Origin of the sequence: Salinicola endophyticus (assembly GCF_003206575.1) — a bacterium.
Lineage (GTDB): Bacteria > Pseudomonadota > Gammaproteobacteria > Pseudomonadales > Halomonadaceae > Salinicola > Salinicola endophyticus.
Window position 1 is genome coordinate 496,185 of record NZ_PZJO01000001.1, and the last position, 19,810, is coordinate 515,994.

Sequence of the window (19,810 nt, forward strand, 5' to 3'; positions counted from 1 at the left end):
GCACGATTTATGAAACACCTTCTCCAGACAGCTCATTCGATCGCCACTGGAGAGTCACCATGAACACTGCCCATCTCGACACCCACACCTCGACTGCCTTCGTCTCACCGGCACCTGAACAGGCGCTGGCCACGGTTCCCCTGTTCGGCCTTTCTCTGGTGTCGGCCACGCTTGAGGCGGCCGTTGACGCCATCACCGAACGCGCCGCTCAGCGCACGCCGACGACGATCAACTTCATCAACGCACACTGTGTGAATGTGACCCGCCGCGATGCGCAATATCGCCAGAGCCTGGCGCAAACCGACCTGCTGCTCCCGGATGGGTCGGGCATTCGCATCGCCTCCAAGCTGGCCGGCTCGCCGCTGGGCGACAATCTCAACGGCACCGATCTGTTCCCGGCTCTGTGCGACCGCGCCGCCACCCGAGGACTCTCGATCTACCTGCTGGGCGGCAGCCCGGGCACCGCGGCCAAAGCCGCCGACGCCATGCAGCAGCGCTATCCGACCCTGGACATCGCCGGTACCCAACACGGTTTCTTCGCCGCGGAGGAGACGGAGCTGCTGATCTCGCGCATCAACCGGGCAAAACCGGATCTGCTGTTCGTGGGCTTCGGCGTGCCGATCCAGGAGAACTGGATCGCCGAGAACCGTCATCGCCTGCAGGTGCCTGTGGTGCTGGGTGTCGGGGGCCTGTTCGACTACTACGCCGACAATGTCAGCCGCGCCCCGGCCTGGGTGCGACGCTGCGGCTGCGAGTGGATGTGGCGTCTGGCCCAGGAACCCCGGCGTCTGGCCCAGCGCTATCTCATCGGCAACGTGACCTTCCTGGCACACGCCACGCTGGCGGGACTGAAGGCACGCCTGGACCGAACCCCTTATCACGCGGCGCTCAAGCGCCTGGTGGATGTGACGATCGCCGGTTCCGCGCTGCTGGTCCTCGCCCCGCTGTTCGCGCTCATCTCACTGGCCATCCGCACCGAGGACCGGGGCCCGGCACTGTTTCGCCAACGCCGCATCGGCGCCAACGGCAAACCCTTCATGATGCTGAAGTTCCGCTCCATGGTGCGGGATGCCGAAGCCCGTCGCGCCGAGCTGCTCGCCAGCAGCGAGCGGGATGGCGTCTGTTTCAAGATGAAGCGTGACCCGCGCATCACCCGTGTGGGGGCCTGGCTGCGCAAGACGTCACTCGACGAGCTGCCCCAGCTGATCAACGTGCTGCGCGGTGACATGTCGATCGTCGGACCGCGCCCCGCCCTGCCGGACGAAGTCATCACCTACCGCGATGCCAGCTGGCAGCGTCTGGGTGGCAAACCCGGCATCACCTGCACCTGGCAGGTCTCGGGCCGCGCCGACATCCCCTTCGAACAGCAGGTCGTCATGGACATCGATTACCTGAACAGCCGCAGTATCCTCCGCGACTTCGCGCTGATGCTGCGCACGGTCCCCGCTGTCCTCAGCCGTCGCGGCGCCTACTGACGCGCCGGCCGGAGTCGCAGGGGCTCACTTCGAATCCAGATCGGCAAACAGGTCGCGGNNCCGCGACCTGTTTGCGCAGGGCCGGCAGGCGTGCCGCGGCCTCGTCTGTCGGCAGTGCCCGATAGGCCTCGACTGCCGCCATCAACGAGAAGGCGCCGAAGTTGCCCGATACCCCCTTGAGACTATGCGCAGCGCGCTCGATATCCTCGGCGCTATTGCGCGCGTGACCTGCCTCCAATTCCTGGATCAGCCTGTCGAGATCATCGATTGCCACTTTCAGCAGCAACTCCCGCCGCGACGCGGCCAACGGTTTGAAGAGCGTGCGGAAATAGTCAGGCTCGATGGGCATCGACGGTGAAAGGTCCGGCGCCAGTGTCGTCTCGTCGCTCAGCGCATCGTCGTCGGGTACGTCGAGAGTGGCATCGTCGAGGGCGCCTGCATCGAGTACCCGCCGCAGCACCGCCGAGAGCCGCTGATGATCGACCGGTTTGGTCATCGCCTCGGTGAAACCCTGTGCACTCAAGGCCGCCAACCCTTCCCGGCCGGCATGCGCCGTCACCGCGACAATGGGCAGGCGCTGACATTTCGGATCCGCCGCTGCCCGAATGCACGCCACCGCCTCCTCCCCGGACATGCGTGGCATACGCAGATCCATCAGCACGACAGCGTACGCCTCTCCCCCGTGTAGCACCTTCTCCACGGCTTCATCACCATCACAGGCGACATCGCTGGCGTAGCCCATGACCTGCAGCAGTTGCGTCAACACGACACGATTGGTCTCGATGTCGTCGACAACGAGTACGCGAAGCGTGTCGCCTTCGGGCCAGGGGTGTGGCGTCTCTTCCGGCGCAGAGAACTCGGGCTGGACCCCTGGGGACGCCTCGGCGGCCGCCAGCGAGAGCACGATGCCTACCCGCGCCTTCGCGTTCAGCGGCCGTATCTGCGCGCCGATCGTCGCCGCCAAGCGCTTCAGCAGTGCACGCTGACGCGGATCCGCCACCAGGCGGGCCTGTTCCTCACCGCGGCAGGAGAGGAGGATGTCGATCCCCTCCGGTTGCCGCTCGACGCGGAGCCGGATCGGCACGCCCCGTTCCGCCAACCGCTCGATACAGACATTGAGGATCTGTCGCAAGCGCACCGGATCGGTGACCAGCGTGCCCCCCAGTGACGGGTCGATGTCCAGATCGAGCGATGGCGTCGGCTCCTGGCGCCCGCCCCCCTGCCAGAAGCGGATGACCGCTTCGAGTTGCACACGGATGTCCACCGCCTGCGGCCAGTACTCCAGGGCACCTTCGTCGGTCTGCGCCATGTCGATGACATCTTCGATATAGCGATGCAACTGGTTGGCGGCATCCTGCGCAATCCCGAGCCGTTCGTGCTGGTCGACACGCAAGGTATCCAGAGAGAGCAGGTGCAGCATGCCCATGATGCCGTTCAACGGCGTGCGGATGTCATGACTGACGGCGGCGAGGAAGTCGGCCTTGACCCGCAGCGCCGCTTCGGCGGCATGGCGGCTCTCGCGCAGCGCCTCGCTGAGCCGGGTCAACTGCTTCACCCGCCGCTCGGCGACCAGCGCCAGGGCCCGTGCCCTGCGCTCGGAGGCGCGCTGCTCTGTGATGTCCTGTATGGCACCGATGAACGAGACGAAACGGCCCTGCTCGTCAACCTCCTTGCGAATGATCCAGCGGATCCAGCGGATCTCGCCGTCACGCAGAATCCGGCAGTCGTACTCGTGGTCTATCCCCGCTTCCGCGGATTGATAGAACGCCGTTTCCGCGCGCTGTATCTTGTCGCGATCGAACGGATGGATGGACTCCCATAGCGCCTGCTCGCTGGCCTTGGCCTGCGTATCGATCCCCAGGAGACTGTTGAAGGCGGGCGACGCCGCCATCCGGCTGCCGCGATAGCGATGAAAGGTCGCCATTCTTGCCGTGCGCTGCGCGCGGATCAGATGCTGAGTCTCGCGCTCGAGCCTTGCGCGCAGCTCGGACTCGCGCTCCATCAGCTGTTCGTTGGCCTGCAGCAGCTCCCGGCTGCGTCGCTCGAGAATCGCCTCCGCCTCTTCTCGCGCCTTTTCGGAACGCTTCAGCCGGCGTGTCAGACGCGCGACCTGCTCCTTGGCGGATACTTCATCTGGGGGTGTCGCCAACGGGGGCTCCTCGTATCGTTCGCACCTCGACTCTCAGCGTAGCGCAGGCCAGCGGATCGTTAAGCAATGTCTAAATCGTACCGTGCTTGCCCAGACATTGTGACCCTGGCCAGCGCTCCTCCTGGCCGCGCTTCCTCCTCGTTGGCTCGGCGGCGTGCGCCAACCCGGCCCCGCACCGGGATGCGATCGACACCAGCCGACGTCGAGGCGACATCTCGGCGCCAATCGTCCGTTGCCGCGCCAGGTCATCGCTTATCGATGTTAAGCTAGCGCCTCGATTTTCCCGGACTTTTGCCATGTCGACATCGCTCAACCGCGCTCCGCTGCCTGCCTGGCTGTGGCTCGTGGCCTTCGGCCTCGCCGCAATCAATCTGCGCGCGCCGATCGTGGTGGTGGGGCCGGTGCTCGAACCGATCATGTCGACGCTCTCCATCGGCGCCGGCACCGCAAGCCTGTTCACCACCGGCATGATCCTCTGCTTCGGGCTGCTGTCGCCGCTGGCGCCGGGCTTCGCCGCACGCGTCGGGCTCGACCGTGCGATCGCCTGGGCGCTCAGCCTGATCGCCCTCGGTGGGCTGCTGCGGGGCATGGAGAGTGTGACCCTGATGCTGGCGGGCACGCTCTGCGCGGGCCTGGGCATCGCCTTCGGCAACGTCTTCATGCCGAGCCTGGTCAAGCGCGACCGCGGCGACCGTCTGGGCCGCACCATGGGTCTCTACACGGTGATGATGGGCGTGGGGGCGACGATCAGCGCCGGCAGCGCGGTCCCGCTGATGCGCGCCTCGGGCAGCTGGTCGACCCCGATCTGGCTGTGGGCGGGTGTCGGCGTGCTCTCGGCGCTGTTGTGGTGGCGTCTGGCGCTGCGTCTGCCCGCGGGCGACGGCGCCGCTGCCAAACGCCCGCCGATGTCGCGCCTGTTCCGCAGCCCGGTGGCCTGGACCCTGACCCTGTTCATGGGCGCCCAGTCGCTGGGCTTCTATACCCTGCAGACCTGGGTACCGGCGGTGGCGATCCAGGCCGGCGTTCCCGAAGCCACCGCCGGGCTGATGCTGTCGATGATCAACCTCACCAGCATCCCCGCCAGCTACTTCATCGCCCGCCTGGCCTCGCGCCTGACCCACCACAGCCTGCTGGTACTCGGCCTGTGTGCGCTGATCGCGGTCGCCCTGCTGGGGCTGATACTGGCCCCCACCGCGGCGCCGATCGGCTGGGCGCTGCTGCTCGGCGCCGGCCAGGGCGGCTGCTTCAGCTTCGCCCTGACCATGATCGTGCTGCGCACGCGCCAACCGCAGCACGCCGCCATGCTCTCCGGCATGTCGCAGAGCCTGGGCTATCTGCTGGCCGCCTGTGGCCCGCTGCTGTTCGGCGCCCTGCACGGCCTGAGCGGCAGCTGGCAGCTCTCGCTGGGCTTCCTGCTGGTGCTGCTGGCCGGCCAGTGCGTGGCCGGGATGCTGTTGGGGCGGCCGAAGATGGTCAGACTCGGTGATGACTAGCCTGACCTGCGCGGCCTCGATCATGGTCGAAGGCTTACACGAGGTGACGGCAATCGCTGATATCCAGCCGTCGTACCAACGGGCACACTAGGCACTTTCCGAAAAGTACTGCGCGCGTCGACTTTTCAGACAGCGCCCCCGGCGCCCCTCTTTCTTGTGACCCGATCGGTGGAGACACGATGGACTGGAACATGGCCTATGTCTGGCTGGTGGCGGCCCTGCTGCTGGGGCTGGCCGAGCTGCTCTCCGGCGCGCTGGTGCTACTGGGGCTGGCGGTGGCGACCCTGGCCGCGGTGCTGCTGGCCGCGCTCGGCGCCTCGTTCAGCTGGCAGCTGCTGGGGCTGGGCCTGGCCGCCGGGGTGATGCTGCCGCTGGTGATCAAGGTGATCCGCCCACGCTTCTCGCCACGCGGTGTTGCCTATGGCACCACCGGCACCGGCACCGAACGTGGCAAGCACTACCGCACGCTGAAGCGCGACTTCGATGGCGCCAGCGGCCTCAAGATCAACGGCGACTTCTATCGGCTACGCGTCGCCGACAGCGACACGACCGAGCTGCCCGCCAACAGCGAGGTCATCTTCCAGCGCTTCGATGGCACCGTCGCCATCGTCACGCTTCCCCACCACACGGAGTCATCATCATGAATTTCATCGGGCCCGGGCTGCTGATCAGCCTGATCATCGTCGCGCTGGGCGTGATCCTCATCATCAAGGGACTGGTCATCGTGCGCCAGTCGGAGGTGATGGTGGTCGAGCGTCTCGGCTCCTTCAATCGGCTGCTGGAAAGCGGCATCAACGTGATCATACCGTTCATCGAGCAGCCGCGGGCGATCAGCATGATCCGCTACCGAAAGCAGGGCGAGGAGTACTATCCGATCGCCACCGAGGAGGTGCGCATCGACCGCCGCGAGACGGTGATGGACTTTCCGGGCCAGCCGGTGGTGACCACCGACAACGTCACCGTCACCATCAACGGCGCGCTCTACTACCAGATCATCGATCCCAAGCGGGCGGTGTATGAAGTCGCCAACATGAGCCAGGCGGTCGAGGTACTGGCCAAGACCACGCTGCGTTCGGTGGTGGGCAAGATGGAGCTGGACAAGCTGTTCGAATCCCGCGCCGAGGTCAACAACGCCATTCAGTCCGCCATGGAGGAGCCGGCCTCGAAGTGGGGGGTCAAGATCTCGCGCGTGGAGGTGCAGGACATCGCCATGCCGGAAGAGGTGGAGAGCGCCATGCGCCTGCAGATGGCCGCCGAGCGTAAACGCCGCGCCACGGTGACCGAAGCCGAGGGCGAGAAGTCCGCCGCCATCGCCATGGCCCAGGGTCAGCGAGAATCATCGATCCTCAATGCCGAAGGCGACAAACAGTCCGCCATTCTGCGTGCCCAGGGTGAGCAGGAGTCGATCAAACTGGTGCTCAACGCCATCGGCGAGACGGAAGAGAACAAGCGCACCGTGGTGGGTTATCTGCTCGGCCAGAGCTACATCAAGATCCTGCCGACCATGGCCAAGGATGGCGAGCGCGTGTTCGTGCCCTACGAGTCCTCCGCCCTGCTGGGCTCGATGGGCATGTTCCGCGAGATGGCCGGCTCTCCGGAAGATACCGTCGCCAAGCACCTGCGCGACAACGACCTGCAGCGCGGCATGGTCGGTGGCGCCGCCAGTCAGAGTTGAGAGACGGGCCCGGGCGGGCGCCCGGGCCGCTAATCAGACAGATTGAACCGGCCCATCTCAGCCGAGCTGGAACGGATAGACATTGCCGATGCCGAGCAGCCGCGTGAGCTCGTCGAGCGCACCGAGCGTCTCCTCCGCCAGCTGGGGATCGGCCAGATCGTCGGGCGTCAGCCGGTCACGGTAGTGACGCTCGACCCACCCCACCAGGTCGGCGTGCAGACGCTCATCGAGCAGCACACGCCCACCCAGCGCGCCGCGCTCCTGCGCGGAGAGCGCCACCCGCAGGCGCAGACACGCCGGCCCGCCGCCGTTACGCATGCTCTGCTTGACGTCCTTGACCAGAATCTCACCGATCGGGTTGTGCCCCGCCAGCAGCAGATCCTGGATCGCCCGCCACACGGTCTCGTTCTCCTGGCACTCGCCCGGTACCACCAGCGTCATGTCGCCGCCGGGATTGGTGAGCAGCTGGGAGTTGAACAGATAGGTCGAGACGGCCTCCGCCAGACTGATCGCCTCGCCGGGGACGCGCACCGGGATCAGCGGCGTGGCCATCCGGCTGCGCAGCGCATCCAGGGTCTCCTCCTCGTCGAGGAACGCCATCTCGTGATAGAGCAGCACCGGGCCGTTGCCCACCGCGATCACGTCGTTGTGGAACACCCCGGCATCGATCGCCTCGGGGTGCTGCTGGGCGAACACGGTCTGCGCCTCACCCAGGCCGTGCTGACGCGCCACCGCCTGACTGGCCTCGAGGGTCTGACGGGCGGGGTAACGCTGTGGGCCGCGCTCGCCGCCGAACGCCTGGCGCCCGTAGACGTAGAGGTGCACCCCCGACTCGCCGTGGTCGCCGCAAAGCCGGGTGTGGTTGGCCGCGCCCTCGTCGGAGAACGCCGGGGTCGCCGGCAGCGCCGGATGGTGGGCGAAATGCGCCGGCTCGCGGAAGATCGCCGCCAGCACGCGGGCGGTGGTCTCCGGCTCCAGATAGCGGTGAAAGCTCGACTGCAGATTGGCCGGGGTGAAGTGCACCCGACCATCCGGCGCATCACGGCTGGGTGTCACCGTGGCGGCGTTAGCGGTCCACATGCTCGAGGCCGAACAGACCGCGCGCAGCAGCTGAGGTGCCTCACCGGCGGCCCGGGCCAGCACCTCGGCATTGCTGCCGGTGAAGCCCAGCGCACGCAGCGCACCGAGATCGGGGCGCTGCTGCGGCGGCAGTACGCCCTGGGCGTAGCCGGCGTCCATCAGCGACTTCATCTTGGCCAGCCCCTGCAGCGCCGCCTCGCGCGGATTGGAGGCGAGACCGCCGTGGCGCATCGAGGCCACGTTGCCGTGGGCCAGACCGGCGTAGTTGTGGGTCGGCCCGACCAGGCCATCGAAATTGACCTCGCGCACGTCGCTCATCGCGTCGCTCATAACGTGACCCCAGGCGGCAGTTCGCCGGGCAGCGTCAGAGTCTCGGACTCCATCGAGGCCACCGGGTAGGCGCAGTAGTCGGCGGCGTAGTAGGCACTGGGGCGATGATTGCCGCTATCGCCGATCCCCCCGAAGGGCGCATCACCGGAGGCACCGGTGGTTTGGCGGTTCCAGTTGACGATGCCAGCGCGAATGCGCAGCAGGAAGTCGTCCCACTCCGGCTGATCGCCGCCGATCAGCCCGGCGGCGAGGCCGTAGCGGGTATCGTTGGCCAGTTCGATAGCGTGGTCCCAGTCGCGGTAGCGGTAGACCTTGAGCAGCGGGCCGAAGTGCTCCTCGTCGGGTACCTCGCAGCCGGTGACGTCCACCAGCCCCGGCGAGAGCAGGCTGGTGCCGGCTTCGAGCGAGGCCATGCGCACGATCACCCGGCCGCCGCGCGCCTCGAGATCGGCCTGGGCGGCGAGCAGCCCCTCCGCCGCCGCAGGGCTGACGAGCCCTGAGTAGAACGGCGCCGGTTCGCTGAACGGCGCCGCCACGCGCAGCTGCTGCATCGCCTCGGCCAGCTGCTCGAGCAACTGATCGCCACGCTCGCCCTCGGGCACGATCAGGCGGCGGGCGCAGGTGCAGCGCTGGCCGCCGGAGAGGAACGCCGACTGCAGGATGGTCAGCACCACCGCCGCCGGGTCGCGCACGTCACGCACCACCAGCGGGTTGTTGCCGCCCAGTTCGAGCGCCAGGATCTTGCCGACCTGGCCACCGAACTGGCGGTGCAGCAGGCCGCCGATCTTGGCGCTGCCGGTGAACAGCAGGCCGTCGATATCGGCGTGGCCGGCCAGCGCCTGGCCCACTTCGGCGGCGCCCTGGACGAGATTGATCACCCCGGGGGGCAAGCCGGCCGCGACCCAGCACTGAAGGGTCAGATCGGCGCTCATCGGGGTCTGCTCGCTGGGCTTGAACACCACGCAGTTGCCCGCCAGCAGCGCCGGCACCATATGCCCGTTGGGCAGATGGCCGGGGAAGTTGTAGGGGCCGAACACCGCCAGCACGCCGTGGGGGCGATGGCGCAGCACCGCGCGGGTGCCGTTGGCATCGCGGGCGCGCTCGCCGGTGCGCTCATGGTAGGCGTTCACCGAGATGGCAATCTTGCCGATCATCGCCCCGACCTCGGTGCGGGCTTCCCACAGCGGCTTGCCGGTCTCACGGGCGATGCTCTCGGCCAGCGGCTCGCGCTGCGCCTCGAGCTGGTCGCGGAAGCGCTCGACCACCGCCTGACGCTCGGCCAGCGGCAACCGCGCCCAGCCAGCAAAAGCGTGTCGCGCCGCGCTCACCGCCGCACCGACCTGGTCCGCGGAGGCGGCGTTGGCCTGCCATAGACGAGCGCCAGAGACCGGGTCGTGCTTGGTGAAGGCCGCCGCCTCGCCCGCTTGCCACTGGCCGTCGATCAGCAGTTGTTGTGTGGCGTCCATGCTTCCCTCCGATTGGGTTCTGAAAAGTCGGCCCGGCTCGCTGCAGCGCGGGCGCCTGAGGTGGCCGCCGCGCCGGCGCTCTGATTCGGGCCCGGCATCGAGCTCGGAGCCCCGAACTCGATGCCCTGGGCTCGGTGTTCAGGGCCCGGTGCTCAGAGCAGCTCAGGTCTGCAGCAGGCGCAGAGTGTCGCCGCTGGTCACGTTCAGGCGCCGCGCCTCCGCCTCACTCAGGTGGACCACGCCGTCGGCGTCGGGACCGCGACCGATGAAGCTGCAGCGGAAATCCGCCATGCCGGTGGTCGCCGCCAGCCAGCTGGGGCGTTCGGCCTGGGCGAGCGCGTCGCCGCTCACCTCGACCTGTACCCGCTGGGAGTGGCGAATGGCGCCCACGTCATCGATATAGGCCTCCACGGTGGGGCCGCCATCGAAGATGTCGATATAGCCTTCCCAGCGCAGCCCCTCTTTCTTGAGCATCTCCAGCGCCGGACGAGTCTGCTCATGGACCTGGCCGATGCACGCCCGCGCCGCCTCGGGCAGAAACGGGGTGTAGATCGGATACTTGGGCATCAGTTCGCCGATGAAGCTCTTCTGGCCCAGCCCGGTGAGCTGATCCGCCTGCTTGAACTCCATGGGAAAGAAGTGGCTACCCAGACACTGCCAGAACGGGCTGATGCCGTCGGCATCGATCACCCCGCGCATCTCCGCCAGCACCTTGTCCGGGAAACCGTCGCGGAACTCCGCCATGAACAGCCAGCGCGCCTTGGAGAGCAGCGTACCGTTGCGGTCGCGACGATAGGCCGGGCGCAGGAACAGCGAGGCGACCTCGGCATCGCCGGTATGGTCGGAGCTCAAGAACAGCGTATCGATGGTGCGATGCAGATCGAGCTGGACCGAGGAGTGGGCGAGCTTGCCCACCCGGTAGTGATAGAAGGGCGTCTCGCGCCCGACCTCCGCTTCGATGGCGCAGCAGCCGGCCAACTCGCCGCTCTGCTCGTCTTCGAGCACGAAGAAGTAGAGCCGCTCGCAGGCGGGTACACGGCCCTCGAAGGCCGCTACCGCCTTGTCGATCTTGGCGACGAGGAAGTCGTGATCGTTGGGCAGCGAGGTGAACCCGACCCCGGTCTCCTGGGCCAGCGACTTGAGTTCGTCGATATCGTGATGGCTGATGGGTCTCAGACGCATTACAGGTCTCCCTCGTCCAATGCATCCTCGACGTCCGGCAGCGCCAGCGGCGCGACCAGAACCGCCCGCCCCTCCTCCACGCCGAGCAGCTCGGCCTGAGCCTCGGAGAGCAGTAGCTGACCGGTCGGGGTCAGCGCGTAGCGGGCCACGGTGCAGCGAAAATCGGCCAGACGCTGGTTGGCCACCATCGCCGGCTCGGCGTCCGGCAGCGAGGCCGCCGGGCGAATACGCACCGGATGCCAGCCGCAGTGGTTGAGCGTACGCAGGCGTGCGCGTTCACCACGTAGAACCGGCCCGGCATCGAAGATATCCACGTGACGCGAGCGCACGAAGCCCTCTGCCAGCATCTCGCCCAGCGCCGGCTCATGGGCGGGATGCTCACGCCCGATCGCCGAACGCGCCTGGGGCGTCAGCAGCGGCAGGTATAGCGGGAACTGCGGCATCACCTCGGCGATGAAGCTCTTCGAGCGCACCCCGGCGAGCTGATTGATCTCGTGGTAGCCGCGGTTGAAGAAGTGGCGCCCGACGCTATCCCAGAACGGCGACGCCCCGCTCTCGTCGAGATAGCCGGGGAAGGCCACCCCCAGGGTGTCGGCGAAGCGCTCCGGGTACTGGGCGATGAACATCAGCCGTGCGCGACGCAGCAGCGAGGCGGCGCTGGTGCCGCGATAGCGCGCGTCCAGCGATAGCGCACACAGCAGCGACACTTCGGACATCTCGTGGGAGAGCGACAGCGTCTGCACCTCGTGACGCAGGTTGAGCTGCTGCGAGGCGTGGATCAGGGTTTCCTGTCGATAGGTGTAGTAGACGTCCTGGGCCCCGGCCTGGGCACGAATGCTCGCGGTCCCCACGATCTCGCCGATCTCGCGGTCCTCGAGCACGAAGGTGTAGACCTCGTCACCGGGGAAGTCGACGTTGTGGGAGAGCGCCCGGCAGGAGCGCGCAATGCGCTCCTCGAGACGATCACGGTGGGCCGGCAGGTTGGTCAGCCGCGGCGTGGCACTGCTGGCCAGGCGCTCGATGGCGCCAATATCGGCAGCCTGGGCCGGACGCACCAGCAGCTGACCAGCTTCCCGCACACTCTCGGCCACGCGGGAAGAGTGGTCGATGCCACGCATGCCGGTCGACTCACTCACTGGCTGAGACGAGACGTTCGATGGCCAGTTCCAGGCGCGCCATGCCCTCCTGGATATCCGCCTCGGGAATCACCAGCGAGGGTGCCATGCGCAGCACGCCGGGCCCGGCGACCAGCGCCATCAGCCCCTGTTCGAGCGCCAGCGGCAGGATGTCCCGCGCCTTGCCCTCGTAGGCATCGCTCATCTCGGCGCCGATCAGCAGCCCCATGCCGCGGATCTCCTTGAACACGCCGTACTTGCGGTTGATCACTTCGAGATGCTCGCGGAACAGCGCATGCCGGCGCTCGACGCCTTCGAGCACCTCGGGGGTATCGATGGTGGTCAGTGCCGCCAGCCCCACCGCGCAGGCCAGCGCGTTGCCGCCATAGGTGGAACCGTGGGTGCCCACCGCCAGCGACGGTGCGACGCGGTCGGTGGTGAGCATGGCGCCGATCGGGAAGCCACCGCCCAGGGCCTTGGCCGAGGTCAGGATGTCCGGGGTCACACCGTAGTGCATGTAGGCGTAGAGCTTGCCGCTACGGCCGACGCCCGACTGCACCTCGTCGACCACCAGCAGCGCCTGGTGACGATCGCACAGCTCGCGCAGCCCCTGCAGGAACTCAGGCGTGGCCGGCATCACGCCGCCCTCGCCCTGGATCGGCTCGACCACCACCGCGCAGGTGTCGTCGTCGATCAGCTCGCGCACGCTGTCGAGATCGTTGAAGCGGGCGTGCTGAATGCCACCGGGCACCGGGCCGAAGCCTTCGGAGTACTTGGGCTGACCGCCAACGCTGACGGTGAACAGAGTGCGCCCGTGGAACGCCTGCTTGAACGAGATGATCTTGTGCTTGCGCTCGCCGAAGTTGTCGAACGCCCAGCGCCGCGCCAGCTTGAACGCCGCCTCATTGGCCTCGCCGCCGGAGGAGCAGAAGTAGACCTTGTCGGCGAAGGTCCGCGTGACCAGCTCGCGCGCCAGTGCCAGCGCCGGCTCGTTGGTATAGACGTTGGAGAGGTGCCACAGCTTGTTGCCCTGGGTGGTCAGGGCATCGACCAGCTTGGGGTGGCAGTGGCCCAGCGCGTTGACCGCAATGCCCCCGGCGAAGTCGATGTACTCCTTGCCCGCCTGATCCCACAGGCGGCTGCCCTCGCCACGCACCGGAATCGCCTGCTGCGGCGAGTAGTTGGGCGTCATGTAGCTGTCGAAATCGTCTCTCGTCGGGCTTGCGGCCATCGTGGTCTCCTCAAGGTTGGACGCGGCATCCCTGGCGGCGGGCGGGCGTACACGCCGGGCCAGGCCGGACTCGGGCGCTTGGCGCCCGGCATCCGATAGGATCTGGAATCGAGTATAAGCAGGCGCTTCGCCCGCGGCTTTCAGCGATGGGACGGCAAATTGCGAAAAGCGTCCTACGCTTGAGAGTCACGTGAAGCCACCGCGGCACGCGCCCCAAGGCGATGATCGGCGGCACCAGGGCGCGCCCCTGCCAGCCTTCAGTCTACCTGCGCGGCGCCCCCCAGGGCCATGTCAGAGCCGCCTCAGGCGCCTGTCTCAGGGCCACGCGTGCCGCCGGCTTCGATATCCGGACTCAAGGAGATTTGCATGCAGATCGATCTCACTGCCAAGCACGCCATCGTCACCGGCTCCACCGCCGGTATCGGCCTGGCCATCGCCAAGGGGCTGGCCCAGGCCGGCGCCAGCGTCACCGTGACCGGGCGTACCCAGGCGCGCGTCGACCAGGCGATCGCTACTCTCACCCGCGAGGTGCCCGGCGCCAGCGTCGACGGCGTGGCCGCCGATCTCGGCAGCGCCGACGGCTGCCAGACGCTGATCACGGCGCGCCCCGAGTGCGACATCCTGATCAACAACGTCGGCATCTTCGGGCCCAAGGACTTTTTCGAGATCGAGGACGCCGAGTGGCAGCAGTTCTTCGACGTCAACGTGATGAGCGCGGTGCGCCTGTCGCGCCACTATGCCCAGGGCATGAAGCAGCGCGACTGGGGCCGCATCCAGTTCCTCTCCAGCGAATCGGCGCTCAATATTCCCGCCGAGATGGTCCACTACGGCATGACCAAGAGCGCGGTGCAGTCGATCTCGCGGGGGCTGGCCAAGGTGCTGGCAGGTACCCGGGTCACCGTCAACGCGGTGCTGCCGGGGCCGACCAAATCGGAAGGCGTGGGCAAGATGATCGCCAAGATGGCCGCTGAGCAGGGCGTGAGCGAGGCCGAAGCGGAAGCCAACTTCGTCAAGGACAACCGTCCCTCCTCGATCATCCAGCGGGTGGCCGAAGTCGAGGAGGTCGCCAACCTGAGTGTCTATCTGGCCTCCGAGCAGGCCAGCGCCACCACCGGTGCAGCGATGCGGGTCGAAGGCGGTATCGTCGATACCATGGCCTGACGCTCGGCGCCGGCTCTGGCGTTGCAGGCTTGGCGTCTTGAGCTGAGCACCTCAAACGACGCGTGCCAGCGGCATCACCGCTGGCACGCGTCTTTCGTCGAGCCCGCTTCCACGCTGGCAAGCTCCGCCCGTTTCAGCCCTCGAAGCGCTTGAAGATCACGCTCGCATTCACCCCGCCGAAGCCGAAGGCGTTACAGATCGCGTGCTCCATCGCCATTGGGCGCGACTCGCCGTGGACCACGTCCATCTCCGCTGCCAGCGGGTCGGGATCGAGATAGTTGCGCGTCACCGGCGCGATCTGATCGCGCAGTGCCAGCAGGGTGAAGATCGCCTCGACCCCGCCGGCGGCGCCGAGCAGGTGCCCAGTGGCGGCCTTGGTCGCGCTGATCGCCGGGCGGTGTTCGCCGAAGACGCGCTTGACCGCCGCCAGCTCGCCGCGATCACCCACCGGGGTCGAGGTCGCGTGGGCGTTGAGGTGAGCGATATCGCTGGGCGCCAGGCCGGCCTGACGCAGTGCGATCGCCATCGCTCGCGCGGCACCCTCGCCATCCTCCGGCCCAGCGGTCAGATGGTAGGCATCCGAGGTGGTGCCGTAGCCGACCAGCTCGGCGATCGGCGTGGCGCCACGGGCCTGGGCATGCTCCAGGGTCTCGATCACGATCACCCCGGCGCCCTCACCCATGACGAAGCCATCACGCCCCTGGTCGAACGGCCGCGAGGCCGCTTCGGGGGTCTCGTTGTAGTGGCTGGAGAGCGCCTTGGCCGCGGCGAAGCCACCCAGGCTGACGCGGTCGATGCACGCTTCACTGCCGCCACACACGGCGATCTCTGCCTCACCGGCATGGATCATGCGCGCGGCGTCGCCGATCGCCTGCAGGCCGGCCGCACAGGCGGTCACCGGAGCGCCCAGCGGCCCCTTGAAGCCGTGGCGGATCGAGATATGGCCGCACGCCAGGTTGGCCAGGAACGACGGAATGGTGAACGGCGACAGCCGCCGCGGACCGCGGCTGTCGGTGGTGCGTACCGCATCGGCGATCGCCGGGAAGCCACCGATCCCCGAGCCGATCAGGGTCGCAGTGCGGGTCTTCTCATCTTCGCTCTGGGGGTACCAGTTGGCCTGCCGGAGGGCATCGTCGGCCGCGACCACCGCCATCTGGATGAAGCGGTCCATCTTGCGCCGCTCCTTGGGGTCGATGGCACGGTCGAGATCGAACCCGGCGCTATCCTCTTCGATGCTGGGCACCGGCCCGCCGACGCCGACGGCGAGACCTTCGACGGTCTCCGCGGGCAAACGACGCAGCCCGGAAGCCCCGGACAGCAGGCGCTGCCAGACGGTCTCCAGCTGGCAGCCCAGCGGCGAAAGAATGCCCATACCTGTCACTACGATACGTCGCATGACGTTGTCCTTACTGTTCGTTGATCGAATGTCGCTAGCGCCGCCGCTGGCCGGTGATCTCGGCGGATGGGGCGACGGCGGCCTCGGCCAGTGGATCCGCCGCGGCGGTGTCCTCCATGACAGAGGTCAACAGGATCTCCCCCTGGGCCCGGGCCCGTTCGGCGCGCTGACGCATCGCCGGCGTGGCGTCGGGACCGGCGACCATCACCACATCGCGCGGTACCAGCGGCGTACCCTGGTGGCGGTCGTAGATGACCGGCACGATCGGCTCGCCACTATCGCGATGCACCAGTTCGACACCACGGGCGGCAATCGGCAGGTGGTGTTCGCCCCAGGCGTAGAGCGTCAACAGCACCGGCGCCAGGCCCCGCCCCTTGTCGGTCAGGCGGTACTCGAAGCGCGGCGGGCGAGTCTGATAGCGGTACTTTTCGAGCAGGCCATTGTCGACCATGCGCTCGAGACGCCGGGTGAGCATGTTGGAAGCAATGCCGAGACCGCGCTGGAACTGATCGAAGCGCGTCGCCCCCTGGAAGGCGTCGCGCAGGATCAGCAGCGTCCAGCTATCGCCCACGCAGGCCAGCGCGCGGGCAATGGGACAGAGGTCGGGCTCTTCGCTCACTTTCATAATGCAAGCGACTGTACCGGATTCCCTGCGACAGGGAAAGACGGGGCCGCGGCCCAGGATCATCGCCGTGCAAGCCTTGGAGAGTGCGCGCGCCGCACCTGGCGACCACCGATACGGGGGTCAGAGCGCCTGCGAGCGGCTAAAGGCCAACCGCACCCGGGGCAACGCTTCGCCAAAGCGCTCCACCGTCTCCTCGGCCAGACGGGTCCAGCCGCGCGCCTCCAGCGCCGGTGCCAGCATCAGGCTGGCGTCGATCAGCACACGGCTGTGCCCGGCGGCGAGCAGCGCCTCCAGCGACAGTTCGAGCAGACGCGAGCCGACACCCTGACGGGTGATCGCGGGCCACACATAGAGCGTCTCGATGCGCCCGTCGCTGGCGTCGCGCTCGCAGAAACCGACACAGTGGCCGTCGCACTCGGCGACCAGGGTGGGATAGAGCGTCTGGCGGGCCATCCACGCTTCGGCGGTACGCGGCAGCGCCGCCGACCACGCCTCGCGCTGGGACAGGGTGTAGCGGCTCGATGCCCCCTCCATGACCGCATGATGGAAGACCTCGGCCTGGTCCGCCGCATCCCGCGGCAGCGCTTCTCGAAAGCGGGTACGTTCCAGCATCACGGTCTCTCCAGGGTCGGGATGGGTTGCGAGCCGCGCCATGGTCGGGTCGACGTCGGGCCTAGGCGACTTCGGCGTAGAGCGCCTCGAAGCGCGGAAAACGCAGCGCAATGTCGCTGGTGGTTTCCAGCAGATGATGCGCCGTCTCATCGCTCCAACTCAAGGCCACGAAGTCGGGGCTGGGCCCCATGTCGAACCAGTGCGGCACACCGGCCGGGATCATCAGCAGATCGCCACGCTCGCAGCCGATGACATAGACCCGGCCGTTGAGATGAAGATAGAACACCGCCTGCCCGTGGAGCAGCAGGTGCCAGTTATCGCTGTCGCTGCGCGACTCGTTGGAGAGACGCTCGCGCTCGAGCGCGCCGGCGCCGCCGTCATCCAGATAGCGCGGGCTCATCCCCCGCAGCTCGACCCGACGGCAGCCGCTGAGCTGACCGACCTCGTCGATGATCGGCGTGTAGCGCGCCAGCAGCGCCTCGCTCGGCGCGCACTCCGGCATCGCCGGCAGTGGGTGATGGCGATAGAGGATCGCGTTGGCTTCCAGCTCGAGGCGCAGACGCTCGGGCTCGTGGGTCGTCAGCAGCGGCTGCTCGCCGTCGGCCTCATGATAGACGCGTAGGAAACTCATCGAACCTCTCCCTGGTATGGCACCGCTCTCGGCGCCGTCGATACGCGTGTGGCCCGTTCCGTCAGGCCAACTCGCGGAAGTACCCCACCACTCGGGGCCGGGCACGATGATGATCGCAGGCCCGGCCTATTCCGCTGACAGTATGGCACCGCCTGCGCATCCGGCCAGCTCGGCACGCGGCGCCAGCGCTGAGTGGCGGGCAAGCCACGCATTGCGCGCGCCCGCCTCAGCCGCCACCATGACGCTTTCTTGCCCCACGCTGCCGTTGCCGCGCAGGGTGGCGCTACCATCGGCTTCGGACATGCCCGCCTTGACCACCCCAGACACCAGACTCGACGATCGCCCAGGGCCGCTCTCGCTGACCCCGATCGGCACCCTCGCCAGCGACTACCCCGACAAGTTCGGCATTCCGCGCCAGCCGGGGCTGGCCCCCAGCGCTCGCGCCATCCTCTATCTGGAGGCAGCGTTCGACGACCCGCTGGCGGTGGAGGGACTCGAGGCCTTCAGCCACCTGTGGCTGAGTTTCGTGTTCGACCGCAGCCCGACCACCTGGTCGCCGCGGGTGCGTCCGCCGCGCCTGGGCGGCAACCAGCGCGTAGGGGTCTTCGCCAGCCGCAGCACCCACCGCCCCAACCGCCTGGGGCTCTCGCTGGTGGAGCTGGTGGAGGTCGAACTCAGCACTCGCCCCACGCCGGCCGCGCATCCCATCGCCGGCTCGCCGCTGGCCGCCCGGCGCAGCCGGGTGAAACTGCATCTGCGCGGCCACGACCTGTGCGACGCCACCCCGATCGTCGATATCCGGCCCTATCTGCCGTGGGCGGAATCGCAACCGCAGGCCCGGGCCGGCTTCGCCCCGGCTGCCCCCGCGCCCATGGCGGTCCGCTTCAGTGACAGCGCCCGGCACACCCTCGCCGCGCATGCCGACGGCGCCGGACTGACCGCGCTGATCGAAGAGGTGCTGGCCCAGGACCCGCGACCGGCCTATCACGCCAAACCGGGCGCGGGGGCCGGGCGCGAGTACGGCGTCTGCCTGCGTGACGTCAATGTGCGCTTCCGGGCGGCATCCGACGATGGCGCCGACAGCCTGCAGGTGGTCGCTATCGAACCGCGCGCCGACGGAGCGGTCTGAGGAGGATGTTTACAAAATGCCTGCGCTCGACAATACGGCGTTAAAATCGGCCTCAAAATGCTCATTTACCCCCGTGTAAGCTCCGCTTTCTCGACCGATTTTGCCTTGTCTTGCCTTCGCTCGCCGAATTTGTAAACACCCTCTGAGACACCAGCGTTTTGGGCTGGCCTAGTGGGGCCGCCCCCGCTAGGGTGCTTACTTCACCGTGATACCGGAGTCTCTTCTACATGTTGAAATCGATTCTGGCGGCCGGGCTCGTCGCCCTGCCGCTGCTCTCGACCTCGGCGCTGGCCGATGCCGATCATCCCCACGTGCGCCTGGAGACCAGCCAGGGCAATATCGAGCTCGAACTCGACGCCAAGGCGGCGCCGCGCACGGTGGCCAACTTCCTGCGCTATGTCGACGAGGGTCACTACCAGGGTACGGTGTTCCACCGGGTCATACCGGACTTCATGATCCAGGGCGGCGGGCTGGATGCGGATCTCGAACCCAAGCCGACCCATGATCCGATCCCGCTGGAGAAGAGCGGCCTGAAGAACACCCGTGGCACCATCGCCATGGCGCGCACCGCTAATCCGGACTCTGCCACCAGCCAGTTCTTCATCAATCTGGTCGACAACGACGCGCTGAACTATCGCGATCTCTACAACCCCGGCTACACCGTGTTCGGGCATGTGGTCTCGGGCATGAACGTCGTCGACAAGATCGCCGAGACGCCCACCGGCCGCCGCGGGCCGCACGCCGATGTACCGACCCAGCCGATCACCATCGTCGGCGCCGAGCGGATCGACTGACGCGCGGCTCTCACACCGCATCCGCGCGAACCTTCCGAACCAGCGGACGACGTGGGCTTATCCAGCGGCAGGGCGTCGCGAGGGCGCTATGACCCCCTCCCTGGGCGCTACCTTTGCCATCCATGGCAAAGGACCCTCGCTTTGCCCTGCCCCCGGCGCCCATCGTTAGCGGGTTTGACAATGAGTGCTCATAACGACGAGAGCCCCGGCACTTGGGTGCCGGGGCTCTGTTCATTCAGGCCATCTGGGCTATCGCGCCGCAGGGC

Annotated in this window: 17 protein-coding genes; 7 read left to right on the forward strand and 10 right to left on the reverse strand. The window is 67.6% G+C overall.

Features of this window, described 5'->3' with window-relative positions; all coding sequences use genetic code 11:
* Positions 1-59 precede the first annotated feature (59 nt).
* A complete protein-coding gene (locus tag DOM66_RS02195; RefSeq protein WP_110689112.1) occupies positions 60-1,475 on the forward strand; it encodes a WecB/TagA/CpsF family glycosyltransferase in 1,416 nt (471 codons plus the stop codon).
* Here DOM66_RS02195 and DOM66_RS02200 read toward each other — a convergent pair.
* Positions 1,453-3,477 (reverse strand): PAS domain-containing hybrid sensor histidine kinase/response regulator, encoded by a 2,025-nt coding sequence (locus tag DOM66_RS02200; protein WP_157958962.1) that lies wholly within the window; start codon positions 3,475-3,477, stop codon positions 1,453-1,455. The two genes, DOM66_RS02195 and DOM66_RS02200, sit on opposite strands and share 23 nt — an antisense overlap.
* Before the next feature lie 443 nt (positions 3,478-3,920).
* On the opposite strand from DOM66_RS02200, the gene DOM66_RS02205 reads away from it, so the two are divergent.
* The 3 genes from DOM66_RS02205 (at position 3,921) to DOM66_RS02215 (ending at position 6,792) form a co-directional block, all read left to right on the forward strand.
* On the forward strand, positions 3,921-5,117 hold the full coding sequence (locus DOM66_RS02205; RefSeq protein WP_110689114.1) for a CynX/NimT family MFS transporter: 1,197 nt from the start codon (positions 3,921-3,923) through the stop codon (positions 5,115-5,117).
* Between the two features lie 179 nt (positions 5,118-5,296).
* The gene (locus DOM66_RS02210) at positions 5,297-5,761 is read left to right on the forward strand and encodes a nodulation efficiency, NfeD-like protein (protein ID WP_110675761.1); all 465 of its coding nucleotides are present in this window, start codon (positions 5,297-5,299) and stop codon (positions 5,759-5,761) included.
* Positions 5,758-6,792, forward strand: a complete 1,035-nt coding sequence (locus tag DOM66_RS02215) for an SPFH domain-containing protein (RefSeq protein ID WP_188115123.1) — start codon at positions 5,758-5,760, stop codon at positions 6,790-6,792. Before DOM66_RS02210 ends, DOM66_RS02215 begins: the two co-directional genes overlap by 4 nt.
* Before the next feature lie 57 nt (positions 6,793-6,849).
* On the opposite strand, the gene astB is transcribed toward DOM66_RS02215, so the two are convergent.
* The 5 genes from astB to DOM66_RS02240 all read right to left on the reverse strand — a co-directional run bounded on the left by astB (position 6,850) and on the right by DOM66_RS02240 (position 13,196).
* Positions 6,850-8,202: an N-succinylarginine dihydrolase gene (gene astB, locus DOM66_RS02220; RefSeq protein ID WP_110689115.1), complete on the reverse strand. Its 1,353-nt coding sequence runs from the start codon at positions 8,200-8,202 to the stop codon at positions 6,850-6,852.
* Positions 8,199-9,668: a succinylglutamate-semialdehyde dehydrogenase gene (gene astD / locus DOM66_RS02225; RefSeq protein WP_110675768.1), complete on the reverse strand. Its 1,470-nt coding sequence runs from the start codon at positions 9,666-9,668 to the stop codon at positions 8,199-8,201. The genes astB and astD overlap by 4 nt, the downstream gene beginning before the upstream one ends.
* Before the next feature lie 162 nt (positions 9,669-9,830).
* Positions 9,831-10,850, reverse strand: coding sequence for an arginine N-succinyltransferase (gene astA / locus DOM66_RS02230; RefSeq protein ID WP_110689116.1), 1,020 nt, complete (start codon positions 10,848-10,850; stop codon positions 9,831-9,833).
* The gene (locus DOM66_RS02235; RefSeq protein WP_110689117.1) at positions 10,850-11,968 is read right to left on the reverse strand and encodes an arginine N-succinyltransferase; all 1,119 of its coding nucleotides are present in this window, start codon (positions 11,966-11,968) and stop codon (positions 10,850-10,852) included. The genes astA and DOM66_RS02235 overlap by 1 nt, the downstream gene beginning before the upstream one ends.
* 10 nt (positions 11,969-11,978) lie before the next feature.
* Entirely contained in the window at positions 11,979-13,196 is a 1,218-nt protein-coding gene (locus DOM66_RS02240) for an aspartate aminotransferase family protein (RefSeq protein ID WP_110689118.1), read from the reverse strand.
* A gap of 366 nt (positions 13,197-13,562) precedes the next feature.
* On the opposite strand from DOM66_RS02240, the gene DOM66_RS02245 reads away from it, so the two are divergent.
* Complete coding sequence (locus DOM66_RS02245; protein ID WP_110689119.1) at positions 13,563-14,357, forward strand: SDR family NAD(P)-dependent oxidoreductase; 795 nt, start codon at positions 13,563-13,565, stop codon at positions 14,355-14,357.
* Between the two features lie 133 nt (positions 14,358-14,490).
* Here DOM66_RS02245 and fabF read toward each other — a convergent pair whose 3' ends face one another.
* The 4 genes from fabF to DOM66_RS02265 form a co-directional block, all read right to left on the reverse strand.
* Positions 14,491-15,753 (reverse strand): beta-ketoacyl-ACP synthase II, encoded by a 1,263-nt coding sequence (gene fabF / locus DOM66_RS02250; RefSeq protein ID WP_110689120.1) that lies wholly within the window; start codon positions 15,751-15,753, stop codon positions 14,491-14,493.
* A 34-nt stretch (positions 15,754-15,787) separates the two neighbouring features.
* Entirely contained in the window at positions 15,788-16,378 is a 591-nt protein-coding gene (locus DOM66_RS02255; RefSeq protein ID WP_110689121.1) for a winged helix-turn-helix transcriptional regulator, read from the reverse strand.
* 120 nt (positions 16,379-16,498) lie between these two features.
* Entirely contained in the window at positions 16,499-16,990 is a 492-nt protein-coding gene (locus DOM66_RS02260) for a GNAT family N-acetyltransferase (RefSeq protein WP_110675782.1), read from the reverse strand.
* Between the two features lie 61 nt (positions 16,991-17,051).
* On the reverse strand, positions 17,052-17,621 hold the full coding sequence (locus tag DOM66_RS02265; protein WP_110689122.1) for a cupin domain-containing protein: 570 nt from the start codon (positions 17,619-17,621) through the stop codon (positions 17,052-17,054).
* Between the two features lie 310 nt (positions 17,622-17,931).
* Between DOM66_RS02265 and tsaA the strand changes: the two genes are divergently transcribed.
* Together tsaA and DOM66_RS02275 are read left to right on the forward strand one after the other, a co-directional pair.
* The gene (gene tsaA / locus DOM66_RS02270; protein ID WP_232825222.1) at positions 17,932-18,750 is read left to right on the forward strand and encodes a tRNA (N6-threonylcarbamoyladenosine(37)-N6)-methyltransferase TrmO; all 819 of its coding nucleotides are present in this window, start codon (positions 17,932-17,934) and stop codon (positions 18,748-18,750) included.
* A 227-nt stretch (positions 18,751-18,977) separates the two neighbouring features.
* Positions 18,978-19,544 carry a peptidylprolyl isomerase gene (locus DOM66_RS02275; protein WP_110689123.1) on the forward strand — a complete coding sequence of 189 codons (567 nt, stop codon included), beginning with the start codon at positions 18,978-18,980 and terminating at the stop codon, positions 19,542-19,544.
* Positions 19,545-19,810: the final 266 nt, after the last annotated feature.